The organism is Nostoc piscinale CENA21, from assembly GCF_001298445.1.
Classification (GTDB): Bacteria; Cyanobacteriota; Cyanobacteriia; order Cyanobacteriales; family Nostocaceae; genus Nostoc_B; species Nostoc_B piscinale_A.
Map to the genome: position 1 here is coordinate 2,364,185 of NZ_CP012036.1, position 12,766 is coordinate 2,376,950.

The 12,766-nt window shown below is 40.2% G+C and carries 17 protein-coding genes and 1 pseudogene; 11 read left to right on the forward strand and 7 right to left on the reverse strand.

The features are described from left to right. The first annotated feature begins 135 nt into the window (after positions 1–135). Together ACX27_RS32340 and ndhN are read left to right on the forward strand one after the other, a co-directional pair. Entirely contained in the window at positions 136–276 is a 141-nt protein-coding gene (locus ACX27_RS32340; protein WP_158507364.1) for a hypothetical protein, read from the forward strand. A 60-nt stretch (positions 277–336) separates the two neighbouring features. Further along, positions 337–825: an NAD(P)H-quinone oxidoreductase subunit N gene (gene ndhN, locus ACX27_RS10410; protein WP_062291752.1), complete on the forward strand. Its 489-nt coding sequence runs from the start codon at positions 337–339 to the stop codon at positions 823–825. 86 nt (positions 826–911) lie between these two features. Here ndhN and ACX27_RS10415 read toward each other — a convergent pair whose 3' ends face one another. Continuing rightward, positions 912–1,313: a helix-turn-helix domain-containing protein gene (locus ACX27_RS10415; protein ID WP_062291755.1), complete on the reverse strand. Its 402-nt coding sequence runs from the start codon at positions 1,311–1,313 to the stop codon at positions 912–914. Next, complete coding sequence (locus ACX27_RS10420) at positions 1,297–1,596, reverse strand: type II toxin-antitoxin system HigB family toxin (protein ID WP_062298268.1); 300 nt, start codon at positions 1,594–1,596, stop codon at positions 1,297–1,299. The genes ACX27_RS10415 and ACX27_RS10420 overlap by 17 nt, the downstream gene beginning before the upstream one ends. Positions 1,597–1,919: 323 nt before the next feature. On the opposite strand from ACX27_RS10420, the gene ACX27_RS10425 reads away from it, so the two are divergent. The 5 genes from ACX27_RS10425 (at position 1,920) to ACX27_RS10445 (ending at position 5,833) form a co-directional block, all read left to right on the forward strand. Next, positions 1,920–2,414 (forward strand): hypothetical protein, encoded by a 495-nt coding sequence (locus tag ACX27_RS10425; protein WP_062291758.1) that lies wholly within the window; start codon positions 1,920–1,922, stop codon positions 2,412–2,414. A 6-nt stretch (positions 2,415–2,420) separates the two neighbouring features. Continuing rightward, entirely contained in the window at positions 2,421–2,795 is a 375-nt protein-coding gene (locus tag ACX27_RS10430; protein WP_062291762.1) for a hypothetical protein, read from the forward strand. Between the two features lie 166 nt (positions 2,796–2,961). Then, complete coding sequence (locus tag ACX27_RS10435) at positions 2,962–4,212, forward strand: sensor histidine kinase (RefSeq protein ID WP_062291773.1); 1,251 nt, start codon at positions 2,962–2,964, stop codon at positions 4,210–4,212. 50 nt (positions 4,213–4,262) lie between these two features. Beyond that, a complete protein-coding gene (locus tag ACX27_RS10440; RefSeq protein ID WP_062291776.1) occupies positions 4,263–4,526 on the forward strand; it encodes a hypothetical protein in 264 nt (87 codons plus the stop codon). A 458-nt stretch (positions 4,527–4,984) separates the two neighbouring features. Next, entirely contained in the window at positions 4,985–5,833 is an 849-nt protein-coding gene (locus ACX27_RS10445) for a hypothetical protein (RefSeq protein WP_062291779.1), read from the forward strand. A 269-nt stretch (positions 5,834–6,102) separates the two neighbouring features. Here ACX27_RS10445 and ACX27_RS10450 read toward each other — a convergent pair whose 3' ends face one another. After that, the gene (locus tag ACX27_RS10450; protein WP_062291782.1) at positions 6,103–6,657 is read right to left on the reverse strand and encodes an NUDIX hydrolase; all 555 of its coding nucleotides are present in this window, start codon (positions 6,655–6,657) and stop codon (positions 6,103–6,105) included. Positions 6,658–6,755: 98 nt separating this feature from the next. On the opposite strand from ACX27_RS10450, the gene ACX27_RS10455 reads away from it, so the two are divergent. Both ACX27_RS10455 and ACX27_RS10460 read left to right on the forward strand, forming a co-directional pair. Next, positions 6,756–7,808: a dipeptide epimerase gene (locus tag ACX27_RS10455; RefSeq protein WP_062291784.1), complete on the forward strand. Its 1,053-nt coding sequence runs from the start codon at positions 6,756–6,758 to the stop codon at positions 7,806–7,808. Next, the gene (locus ACX27_RS10460; RefSeq protein ID WP_062291786.1) at positions 7,792–8,844 is read left to right on the forward strand and encodes an N-acetyltransferase DgcN family protein; all 1,053 of its coding nucleotides are present in this window, start codon (positions 7,792–7,794) and stop codon (positions 8,842–8,844) included. The genes ACX27_RS10455 and ACX27_RS10460 overlap by 17 nt, the downstream gene beginning before the upstream one ends. Positions 8,845–8,902: 58 nt before the next feature. Here the strand turns inward: ACX27_RS10460 and ACX27_RS31650 are convergent, their stop codons facing one another. The 4 genes from ACX27_RS31650 to ACX27_RS10470 are packed head-to-tail and all read right to left on the reverse strand — an operon-like array spanning position 8,903 to position 9,970. Beyond that, positions 8,903–9,061: a hypothetical protein gene (locus ACX27_RS31650; protein ID WP_158507365.1), complete on the reverse strand. Its 159-nt coding sequence runs from the start codon at positions 9,059–9,061 to the stop codon at positions 8,903–8,905. A gap of 14 nt (positions 9,062–9,075) precedes the next feature. After that, positions 9,076–9,240: a type II toxin-antitoxin system PemK/MazF family toxin gene (locus ACX27_RS30820; protein WP_158507366.1), complete on the reverse strand. Its 165-nt coding sequence runs from the start codon at positions 9,238–9,240 to the stop codon at positions 9,076–9,078. Positions 9,241–9,244: 4 nt separating this feature from the next. Beyond that, positions 9,245–9,481, reverse strand: coding sequence for an Arc family DNA-binding protein (locus tag ACX27_RS10465; RefSeq protein ID WP_062291789.1), 237 nt, complete (start codon positions 9,479–9,481; stop codon positions 9,245–9,247). Between the two features lie 57 nt (positions 9,482–9,538). Then, positions 9,539–9,970 (reverse strand): Fur family transcriptional regulator, encoded by a 432-nt coding sequence (locus ACX27_RS10470; protein WP_062298270.1) that lies wholly within the window; start codon positions 9,968–9,970, stop codon positions 9,539–9,541. A gap of 270 nt (positions 9,971–10,240) precedes the next feature. Here ACX27_RS10470 and ACX27_RS10475 point away from each other — a divergent pair. Together ACX27_RS10475 and ACX27_RS10480 are read left to right on the forward strand one after the other, a co-directional pair. Further along, a pseudogene (locus tag ACX27_RS10475) lies at positions 10,241–11,847 on the forward strand (M48 family metalloprotease). 70 nt (positions 11,848–11,917) lie between these two features. Next, positions 11,918–12,694, forward strand: a complete 777-nt coding sequence (locus tag ACX27_RS10480; protein WP_062291792.1) for a COP23 domain-containing protein — start codon at positions 11,918–11,920, stop codon at positions 12,692–12,694. Positions 12,695–12,766: the final 72 nt, after the last annotated feature.

A 12,766-nucleotide genomic window follows, 5' to 3' on the forward strand; every position in this document is an offset into this window, starting at 1 on the left:
TAACTTCTAACTTGATTCTATTTAATCAGAGGTTAGATGTTACGCTCATGCAACTCACCAAGGAAAGCTTGATTTGGCCGTTTGGTCACAATCTCACATTATAGATGAGGGGTGTGATGTTTGTCGAGTATTTTTATGAGAGTTGTGGATCATGCTTTGGATAGCCCAGACCATATCTATATTATTGAGTGCATAAATCAGCTTTTGGATGCGATTTCTCTTGTCGGGCAAGACTTTGGCAAGTTTTTGAGTAGTTGCTATCGGACTGCACCTTAAATATTTTACTTAACAGTAAATAATAGAGATATGTAAGTGGGATAGGATAAACGAAAATCTATGGCACTGATTACCACTGGCAATGGTTTAATCCGAGATTTGGAGAAATTTGGCGCTCTCGGTACGTACGTCCCTTTAGAGGGAGGTTTTGAAGGTCGATATCGCCGCCGACTGCGTGCTGCTGGCTATGTGACTTTGAATATGACTGCTAGGGGATTGGGCGATGTGGCTGCCTATCTCACTGGAGTTCATGGTGTCAGACCACCTCACTTGGGTAAGAAAAGTACTGGTAGTGGTGCGGCTGTGGGTAGTGTCTACTATTTACCCCCAATTGTTAACTATCAGCTAGAACAGTTACCACCCAAATCTAAGGGTTTGGTGCTGTGGATTATTGAAGGGCATATTTTATCTGACCAAGAAGTTGAGTTTTTGGCAGAATTGCCTAAATTGGAACCCAAAGTCAAAGTAGTGGTGGAAAGAGGCGGTAGTCGTGCTTTCAAATGGAAGCCTTTGACAGCTACCTTCGCAGTTAGTTCTCAGGCTGTGTAATTTTTTGGATTACAACAAGGGCGATCGCATTTCTGATTTCATAGATGCGATCGCTTTTTATATGAGAGTGCGATCGCCTTTGTTTTTCATGAGCAAAATAACTCCGGCTCGACGTGAAAAAACTGTCCTAAAACCTTAGCCTGTTCCTTTGTTATTTCTTGCTCTCCATCAAGTAACCTATTCACTATCTCACTTGAACCCAGTACTTCCACCAAGTCAGATGGCTGTAAGTTTCGAGCATCCATCAAATGCAAAAGTCTAGAACCAGGGGTTGAAGCATTAAGTTGATAGTGCTTTGCTTCAAAGTCTTCGATGAGTTTGACTAATAGTTCTAACAAGATATCTTCTTCTGGACTCAAGTCAGGACGAGCCAATAATTCTTCAACCACTGCCAAAAATTGCTCATTTTCTGACTCAGTTTTGATGATACGGGGTTGATAGTGTAACAATAACTCACCGTAAATTGTGGAATTAATAGTATGGGTCATGCTTCCAGTCGTCTTTGTCATAATTGGCATGAGTCAAAACGTACTTGATATAGATAACCTGCTTTTCGTAATTAATACTGGTAATTAAGCGATATTTGTTGCCTTTAATATTAAAAACTGTAAAGTTACTAACAGCTTCAGCTTTTGGGTAGACTGCTTGAACCTCAATTAGATTAGTCCAGCTTGCTTTGCTTGCAGTCCGAAACCAGTCATCAAGTGCTTCGCACGAATCAGCGTGTGTTTGGCAGAATTCTCGAAGCAGTTTACGGCTGATAATGTGGATCATATAATCATTTTATTTTTTAATATCCTCGGCGAGTAGTCACCGGGCTTTTACTTGATCAGACTACTCAACATCAAGTAAAAAACAAAATTGCAACTACACCTTAAACCTGCGGTGATCGCTTATTTTTTGGGAGAAGTTGCGATTATATTTATAAACATGCCATTGCGATTAACATACGCGCAATAATACCTTTGATAAATATTCAATAAATCTAAGGTCATAGCAACTAAGATAACCCTATTGACCCTTTAAAAATAGTACGTACAATTATACGTAGTCAATAATTTCATGAAATCTCCTTGGCTGAAAACACATAACTTATGGTTTTAGGCAATTTTGGCAATATTTACTCAGATGAGCTAATTACCGCCACTGAGTTAAATCGTCAGCCTGGGCGAGTGCTAGACAAAGCTTTAGAACGTCCGGTGACAATTACTCGCAATGATCAGGCTTTTGCTTTGTTGCGTCGAGAGGAAGTAACTTCTTTGGTGAAAGCAGCTACCCAAAGTCAAGCCGTCTTTGAAGCATTAACTGTTGCTTTTTCTTTATTACTAGGAAAAGAAATCGGCGTTGAACATCCTTATGGATGGTTGAGTGTGTTTGATGCGGATGATTTGCAAGAGTTTATTAAGGAGCTAAGTGAAGCGTTTCGGTTGATAGATTCTTCAACTACAGCATGGGAGATGATTGAGGCGCTCATCCATGAATGGTATGAAAGTGCTATTGCTATATTTAGCCCTGAACTAGCAGCAGCTTTTAGTGCTGAAACTGATGAAATACCATTAACCAAACCATCTGCTCATAGTGCTGAGTAAGGGTGTATGTCAGATAACCAAGAAGAAAACCCCATAGTAGAAAATGTAGAGCCGCCTGAAGTGAAATTGACTGCTCCTGCATTATCTGAGAGAGAAAGCACTTGGTTGGTAGTAGCTAAAAATCGTCGAGTTAATCGGGACTGGGAAGCTTTAATACAACGTCATCCAGAAAACTCTCTGCGCTGTTATGAGGATTTATGTTCTACTCCAACAACTAGACAGCCAGGACGTGTTTTTCCTTTGAAGGGTAAAACTTACAAAGGAGTATGGGAATATGAAGTCACAAAAGGAGACAGAGTATTTTACATTCCTGATGAGCAGCAATTGAAGGTTATTGTTTATTACGCGGGAAAACACCCCAATATTGCACCCATACCGTAAACCTGTGGTGATCGCCCACTATAGTAATATCAGTTTTTTAGCTTGATATTAGTAATATTTTAACTTCGCAGAAATAAAAAAATACCTATTGTAAACATTTATATCAATTATGAGTGAGCAAATGGGTACTTTAAGGATCTGAGGGCTTTAGGGTACTAGTAGATTTATGAATCATTTTTTGAATGCTGATCAAATCGGTAGGTTAATAGCGGGGGAAAATTTAGTCATCTCTTGTTGTTATTTCATTATTAGTAGTGTCATTGGTTATGGGGTGTGGCGTAATCGACAAGCAGGTGTTGACCCACTGGTAGTTACCGTAGCTGGGATTTTCTTCAGTTGCGCTTTTGGTCATGGCTTGCATGTGGTGGGAATGCTGGGTTTGGTTAATTCACATTTTTGGCAAGCAATAGCGGATTTGTTGACAGTTGTGATTGCATTACGCTTTCTCAGCTTCTATAAAAGTTTTGATTTACTTGCTTGTTTCAGTCAGATATTCGCCTCAAAAATCGAACTGGAAAGCAAGAATCAACTTTTGGAAACCACAATGGCAGAATTAAAGCAGATGCAGATGCAGTTAGTCCAACAAGAAAAGATGTCAAGTTTAGGACAATTAGTAGCTGGGGTTGCACATGAAATTAATAATCCTATTAGCTTTATTCACGGCAACTTGACTTATGTTGAAGAATATGCAAATTATTTATTGAGCATTGTCAATGCTTACCAAGTTCATTTTCCGGTTTTACCATTGCCCATTCACAGGCTAATTAAAGAGGTTGATTTAGACTTTCTGCAAGAAGATTTACCAAAAATCTTAAACTCAATGAATGCCGGATGCGATCGCATCCAACAAATTGTATTATCATTACGAAATTTCTCGCGTTTGGATGAAGCGGAACTGAAAGTGGTGAATATTCACGAAGGTATTGATAGTACACTCATGATTTTGCATCACCGCCTGCAAGCAAAACCAGAGCGTCCAGAAATTAAGGTGAGCAAAGATTATGGTAATTTACCGACTGTAGAGTGTTATCCTAGTTCACTCAATCAAGTAGTGCTAAACATTCTCACAAATGCGATAGATACCTTAGAAGAGAAAATTACGCAAACATCCCATTCACAAATTCAAGATAACCCACCTCAAATTACAGTTAAAACTTCTTTAACGGCGGACAAATGGGTAGAAATCACTATCAAAGATAATGGAGTGGGGATTCCTGAACAGCTTCAGCCACACATTTTTGATCCATTTTTCACGACAAAACCAGTTGGTAAGGGTACAGGAATTAGTATGTCAATTAGCCATCAGATAATTGTCGAAAGACATCATGGCAAATTGACTTGTTTTTCCACCTTTGGTCAAGGAACAGCGTTTGTGATTCAAATTCCGTTAAAACAAAACGCCTATGCGCTTGTTTAACTTTATGGTTGTGGTAGAAATACAAAGTTTTGTTCGCTTTGGAAATTGATATGCGATATGAAGACCATCCAGACTTTTATGTGCGTGTCTTCGCAAGAGTATTAGGATGTCTACTTCCTGGCGAAATTACCGTTATTCTCTTTCCTGGACATGGGTTAGTGCTAACAGAAGCAATCCCGACGCAGCTGATTCCTGAAAACTTGAGAATGCCCAATAGTGAATTTTATTTGTTATTCAAACATCCTGGGTGCGAAATGATCAGAATTTTGCAAATTGACGAGTTTTGCCCAGAAATTGATGGAAGTCAGAATTGAGGCTCAAATTGTTTTAAGTTGAAGAGCTTGTTTGGATAGCAGGTGAAAGGTAATAGGGTGATATGACAGTAATATTATCTACCTTTTCTCAGTCCAGATCAGTTTTAGATTTATATTTGGGCGATCGCTAGTTGGTGTTATGGGTGCGATCGCCCAGTTTTTTTATTGAATGGTGATCGTACTTTGTTTAATATCTGCCTTTTAACTGGTTATCTCATAGCAGAATCATTAGTTCTCTTGGCTGATAGCCAATTTGTGGTGAATAAATTCGAGATAGAGAAACATAATAAGTTTCGATAACTTGTAAGTGTCCCGTCGTAAAAGTACTGATAACGAAGTCTTAAAATGTTATTTATTTGAAATTAGTAGACAAAGAAATATACTGAGAAAATACCCCAAAATAGCAGTATAAAGTTTATTCTAAATTCGCCGAAGACACAAGATAATTTATACATTATATGGAACTTATTACTTATGCTAGAGAAGTCGGCAATAAGTATAAGAACATGAACAGAATCTGGCGTATTTTAATGGTTTCTAGCTTGGTTGGATTGGGTACTTTATTCAATGCTAAAGCCCAAGCAGCTTCTTTTGAAATTGACTCTACCTACACTTTTTTGAAAACCCAGTCTGATACAACTTATTACAATAATGTTCAGACAATTGCAGGTAATACTAAAGCCATCTCTTTAGCTGATTTAGGTCTGGAAGCTGGAAACACAATTCGTTTAACTACTTCTGGTGCATTTAATTGGAGTGTTTGGAACCCTGGACAAAGAAACGATATGATTGGGGTTTTCAGTGCGTCAGATACACTACTTGATTCGTCTTTTCAACAGCGTGTAGCTGATGCTATTAGCCTTGATGCTGAAGATGCGAGTAAGTATGGCTATACAGAAGCAAACTGGACTTCTAACACTTTATTTGACACCACTAAGCAAGCAGGTTCTACTTACGATGAATCAAAAGGTGCTTATATGTGTAATGGAGAAACTTTAAGTGATGTTAATAGAACTTGCGGTCAAAAAACATTGTTTAATGGTGTATTCGGAATCTTAGGCGAGATGACAATTAAGATTCCCACCAACGCTAAGTTTTTATTCTTGGCAGTTAATGATATTTTTTACAGTGACAACACTGAAAAAATGTTAGTTGATATCACTAATGCAGAATCTGTCAATAACTTATCCAGTGCCAAATATGCAAATGATACAACTTCTGTTCCTGAACCAAGCGCAGTTGTTGGGATTGCGGCTACACTTGCATTAGCTTTAAGAATGAAGTCGAAAAAACAGGTGGCTAATTAATTTCCTGGGCAGAATTCAGAATCATGAATAAATTAAGGGTATGCTAGATATAAATTTGAATATTCTCATAATATTATTCATCAAACTCTGAGAAGATGTTTGAATTCTAAGTTCTTACATTTTATTGCCGATGTTATCAGGGAAAGAGAAACTTTTAGTTTCGGGTGCATATATCTATCAATTCTCAAACTGTTTGATTTACTGGATTAATATTTTGGCGATCGCTGTTCTGAATTATAGATGCGATCGCTATTTTTTATTAATAGTTATTAAAGTTGTTTCATCAGGTTTAAACCTAAAAATAAAGCCGCAATAGTTCCTGAAACTGAAATTTTACCTTGATGAATTTTATCTAATACTTCTGATACTGGAATTAAGATTACTTCAATTTCTTCTGTAATATCTAAATTTTGCTCACCAACTTTCATGACATTCTCAGCTAAAAATAAATGTATGCGGTTGGTATCTTTGCTGGGTTTGTCATAAAAAACAGTGACTTTTTTAACTTGTTGAGCAAGATAACCAGTTTCTTCTTGTAATTCTCGAATAGCGGCGATTTCTGCACTTTCTTGGGTAGGATCAAAATGTCCGGCTGGTAATTCTATAAAAAAATCTGCGACTGCGTGTCGGTATTGCCTAACGAAAACAATTTCTTGATTACTGGTAATTGGCAAAATAATGGCAATTTCTGGTTTAATACTGACAAAATAATCATCAATAACCTTACCGTTAGGTAATTCAATTTTATCTTGCCTGATTCTGCACCAAGGATGGTTTAGTACCATTTTTGATTGCAGGATTTTCCATTTCTTGAGATTGCTCATAGATGCTAATTAATAAATGTAAAAAAGTATAACAGATGCAGAAAATCAGCTAAAATACCTTAAACTATTTTCTGCCCTAGCCATCATAGAGCAGACTTATGCAAGTAGAAGTCAAAGTATTTACTGTCAATAAACGATTTCCCTTAACTATTAGTCGGGGTACAACTGCACAGACAACGAATGTATGGGTAAAAATTTCGCAAGATGGCGTTGAGGGCTGGGGTGAAGCATCACCGTTTGGTGTCGGGAATCATACTCAAAAAACCGAGCAAATTAAAGATGCTATCGAGCAAGTTATACCATTATTAACAACTTTTAGCCCATTGCAGAGACAGCAAGTCGAGCAATTGTTAATTCAACAGCAGATTCCTTCTGCGGCGCGGGCGGCTGTGGATATGGCGATGCACGATTGGTTAGGTAAGTTTGTTGGTTTACCACTGTGGCAGATTTGGGGATGCGATCGCAATCTTATCGTCCCAACGTCAGTAACTATTGGCATAAATTCACCAGAAGGTGCTAGGGCGAGGGCGCGGGACTGGTTAAATTATTTGGATGTGCGGCTGTTTAAAGTGAAATTAGGTAGCCCCGATGGTATTGAAGCGGATCAGCAAATGCTATTAGCAGTCCAACAAGAAGCACCACATCTAGAATTTTTTGTGGATGCAAATGGTGGCTGGAGTTTGCCAGATGCAATTAAGATGTGTCATTGGCTGGCTGATTTAGGTGTAAAGTATGTAGAACAGCCACTACCAAGGGGTCAGGAAGAAAGTTTAGCCAAACTCAAACAAGAGTCACCCCTACCGATTTTTGTGGATGAAAGTTGCTTTACCAGTGTTGATATTCCCCATTTGGCGAACTACGTGGATGGAATTAATATCAAACTGATGAAGTCGGGGGGCTTAACCGAAGCATTGCGGATGGTACACACAGCGCGGGCTTACAATTTACAAGTGATGTTTGGCTGCTATTCTGACAGTTCACTCGCTAACACAGCAGCAGCACAATTAGCACCACTGGCTGATTATTTAGATTTAGATAGTCATCTCAACTTAGTTGATGACCCATTTATGGGTGCATTAGTAGTAGAAGGAAAAGTTTTACCAAACGATTTACCAGGCTTGGGGGTACAATACAGTGCGTTTGCCGCTTAATCAACGAATCGCTATTCTGCTGCATGAAGGAACTACAGGAACACAGGGCAAAACAGGGTTGGCAATTTTACGCTACAGTGAAGCCCCGATTGTCGCAGTTATTGATAAGGTAACTGCTGGTAAATCTTTGCCAGAATTAACAGGTATCAAGCGTGATGTGCCGATTGTGGAATCTGTCACCGCAGCTTTGACATATAAACCAGAAGTATTGGTAATTGGGATTGCACCCAAAGGTGGCGCTGTACCCGATGATTATTGGATAGAAATTAAAGATGCGCTAAAAGCGGGTATGTCTTTGGTAAATGGTTTACACACACCATTGGCGACGATGGCAGAGTTAAATGCAATTCTCAAACCAGGACAATTAATTTGGGATGTCCGCAAAGAACCACCAAATCTAGAGGTGGCGAGTGGGATGGCGCGGACTCTTCCCTGTCGCCGCGTGTTGACGGTGGGAACAGATATGGCGATTGGGAAAATGTCTACTAGTTTAGAACTACACTGGGCGGCAAAGTTACGGGGTTGGCGTTCTAAGTTTATTGCTACAGGTCAAACTGGTTTGATGTTAGAAGGTGATGGTATCGCCTTAGATGCAGTTCGAGTAGATTTTGCGGCTGGTGCTGTAGAACAAATAGTGATGCGTTATGGCAAAAACTATGACATTCTGCATATTGAAGGACAAGGTTCGCTGTTACATCCTGGTTCTACAGCTACCTTGCCTTTGATTCGCGGTTCCCAACCCACACAATTGGTATTAGTACATCGGGCGGGACAAACCCACAACCGGAATAATCCCCATGTCCCGATTCCGCCGTTAACGAAAGTGATTCAAATGTATGAATCTGTAGCGAGTGCGGGGGGTGCTTTTGGGAAAGTACCTGTGGTGGGTATAGCTTTGAATACTGCACATTTAAATGAGTTTGCTGCTCAAGAAGCGATCGCCCAAACAACAGCCGAAACCGGTTTAGCCTGTACTGATCCGGTGCGGTTTGGGGCTGGGTTGTTGTTAGATGCGGTAATGCGAAGTGAAGTGTGAAGTAAGGCGCGTGACAGTTGGCTTGTTAATATCTAAATTGTAGTAACGATGCTTACTTTTAAACCTCTGGGGGCTTCAACATTCGCCAAATTTCCCCATCAATCTGCACCAAATACTCAGGCTCCAACTCACCAATTTTACGAATAATTCGCTTAGGATCGATCGCCCTCATCTGAAAAACCATTCCTACCGAAAGCAACGTCAAACCATTCAGCACTGATGGCTCAATCCTTACAGTAAATGGAAACCTTGATGCCCCAAGGAAGAAGTAACTGGGACAATCATTAACATGGGCGAAACCGCAATGTCTGTTTGAACAGCGATCGCTGGGCGATTACCTTTTTCTTCTCGTTTATCTGAATCTGGTAAACTTACTAACAGAACATCCCCTCTCACTATCTCATTCTCCCAGAGATGCCAACATTCCTTCTGTAGTCAGCCAATCCTCGTCACTTGCTGCTTCCCATGCTGCAAATTCTTCCTCTAACTCATTGGGTATTTCCACCAGCAAAGGAGTCAGGAGTGCGATAATTTCCCCACTGACCGAATGTCCATGAGCTTGCGCCCTTTGCACAATCGCCTGATATAGTTCCATCGGCAATGTCACTTGAGCATCAATGTCACCTGAACCATTCATAAGAACTGAGATATCGATAGAATATCTTATCCATTGTATTGCGATCGCACTGAAATTTCACACTTCCGACTTGGTTTGACAGCGATCGCAAGTTCCCTGGACAGTTACTTCATAGCGTTCGGCTTTTAACCCCGAACGCAGTTTATTTAAATCAATGCACTGAAAAGTATTCCAATCAATGTCTTCAATTGCACCACAACAGTTGCAGCGAAAATGATGATGTGGCCCAACCTTGGCATCGTAACGTGATACACCTTCTTCTAAAAGCACTTCTCGCACTAAGCCGACTTCCCGTAATGCTTGTAGTGCGGCATACACTGTGGCTTGAGAGGAAGTTGGTGCATCTTGATTCAAGTTTGTCAGAATTTGGTCTACTGTGGGGTGGTCTTCTCGCCCTAGTAGATTGGCGTAGACTGCGAAGCGTTGAGGAGTTACTCGCAATCCTTTGCTCTTGAGTGTTTTGACAATCTCATCAGCTTTTTGCTGCATAGCATTCACTTGAATCATATTAACAGAAATATATCTCTATTATAACGTTTCTTCTTTTGGTACTTAACCTATTTCAGAATGATAATTTTAATAGAGTATTTATTACTATTGGATAGCTCTGAATTCAGAATAATTATGATATTAAACCAAGGACTAAGACTGCAAAAGTTTATACCCTGAGATTGTAGGAAAACAGTAGCGATCGCTCTAGGCGGATGGGGTCAGTTACTCATAGCATTAAAACAACCCCTTCGCATAAATGAACTCAGCATGAAACGAACCAGGAAGTCTCTGCTGCTCACCTTGAGTTGGATTTTGTTGTCAGTTAGTACTTCAATTGTAATTATTCTGACGCAACCTTTAGCACCTGTTCCAGCCCAAGAACCTGCCACCACAGTAGAAACAACAGATACACCCAGTTCCGAAAGTTCACAGCCCAACCAAACACCAAAACCAGAAGCGACTGAACCTAAAAAAACAGACACAGCCACGGAACCTGCACTCACTCCCGAAGAAATTGCCCGTCAACAAAAGTTTATCGAAGCAGACAAATTATACCTCGCGGGAAATATTACTGAGGCAGAAAAACTCTATCGGGAAGTCAAAACACCATTTGCTAACACAGATACTGCAACTCAAGAACGCAAATCAGCTATTCTTGACCCGACGCAACTATCACCAGCTGGCAAAGTTTACTGGCGAGAATCAGAAGCGGGAATTGCGGCTAAGTTGCAAACAAGAACAGAAGTACCGCTAAAACTCTTAGTTGAACAATATCCCGAATTTATTCCTGGTCATATTCGCTATGCTGAGATTCTCAAGCAATATAATCGCCCTAAAGAAGCTGTAGAGATTTTAGAACGAGCATCATCACTATATCCAGATCAACCAGATTTAATTAAAGCCAAAGTTACAGCACTAGCTGATGAAAAAAAAATGGATGGAAGCATCCTTAGCAGCGCGTCAATTTGCGATTCTTTATCCTAATGATCCGCAAGCCGAGGAATTTACCCAGCTTGCAGAAAAAAAATCTCAAACGCTATAAAGCCCATATCCGCGAAGAAATTAGAGGTAACACTCTTGCTAACATCATTACAGGTGCAGTTGGTTATGCGGTGACAGGTAGTTTGTTAGGGCCATTTTCGGCCTTAGACTCTACCATCTTGTTACTACAAGGCGAAGGTGCAGTGGGTGAGTCGGTAGCGAAACAGGCAAAACAACAGCTACCATTAGTAAAAGATGAGGAAGTGCTGGCCTACGTTAACGAAATTGGGCAGAAACTAGTGAAAGTTTCAGGACGCACTGAATTTAAATACGAATTTTTTGTGATTCCTGAAGAAGAATTGAACGCCTTTGCCTTACCAGGGGGTAAAGTTTTTATTAATGCTGGTGCGATCGCCAAAAGTAACTCCGAAGCTGAACTAGCTGGGTTAATTGGTCATGAATTATCTCACGTAGTTTTATCCCACGGCTTTCAACTAGTTACCCAAGGAAACTTAATTTCTAACGTTACTCAATATCTGCCTTTTGGTGGTACAGTCGGTCAACTTTTCTCCCTCAGCTACAGTCGTGATATGGAACGTCAAGCAGATGTTCTTGGTACTCGTTTAATTGTGGCGAATGGCTATGCTGCTGATGGGTTACGTAACTTGATGGCGACGCTACAAAAACAACAAAAAAATGCGCCTCCGACTTGGTTATCATCCCACCCAGGTGGTAAAGAACGGGTGAATTATCTCGAAAACTTAATTATTCGCGGTAAATACAACCGCTACAGTTACGAAGGAGTTGAACGTCACACAGCCATTCAAGCCAAAGTTAAACAAATCCTCAAAGAAGAAAAAGAACGAGAAGAGAAAAAGCGGCGTTCTGAATGAATCAAAAAACAAATTTCTGCGTCAGTGAAATTATCAATTAGCTAACCTCATATCTACTAAAGGATAATTTATGGCATTTCAACCCTTGAAGTTATTATGTTTAAGCGGTTTGGGCTTGTCTTTATTTTTAGGTAATTCCGCCGCCTTTGCTCAAGTTAATGATGGTGGTATTGTAGTACCAACCACTTCCGATCCTTATCCATCCGGTTCATCAAATCCTGTAGACACTTCTTCTAGTGGTACTGTAGTGACGGGTACGAGATTTAGCTGTCAAAACAGCAATGGTCAATACATAGTGATGTATCAACCAGAAAGCCAACCTGGAAGATTTTTTCCTTGGGCGGCCCCTGCACAATTGGGCGGTGGTTGGGACCCGTACAAACGTTGTGTTACCATTGCTCAACGCTTAGAAGAATATCGTCCCGATGGTTTGCAAGAACTCCAAACAGGTTTCTTGAATAACGAAAACATTGTTTGTGTAACCACTGAAGCTAACCCTAGTTGTCGAATTGTGTTGACAGTACCCAGAGATAAAGACCCCTATACTGTCCGTAATAGCATTTTCCAAAACTTAATTTCTGCGGACGATGGTCAACAAACTACGGCTGTAAATACTTATCGTAATAACAGAGGCAGCGTAGATGAAATTTACAACATTGGCCGCACAATCTTAGGTGGCAGTAATCGCAAAGTTAGCTCATCTAGAAGTGGAATTAATCTTAAACCTTTCCTTGATCGCAAAGATGGTGGAACTGGTACACAATTACGTAATGGTGTGGCAATTCGCCGTCAAACTCCGACTCAATCTCAAAATCGGACTCGCTTAAATCCTGGCAATTTCCGGTAATGTTGTATACGGTGAATGTTAGCTTTTGACTTCTGAGAACTCTCATTTAAGCTCTATGTTTTTTGGGCTAGG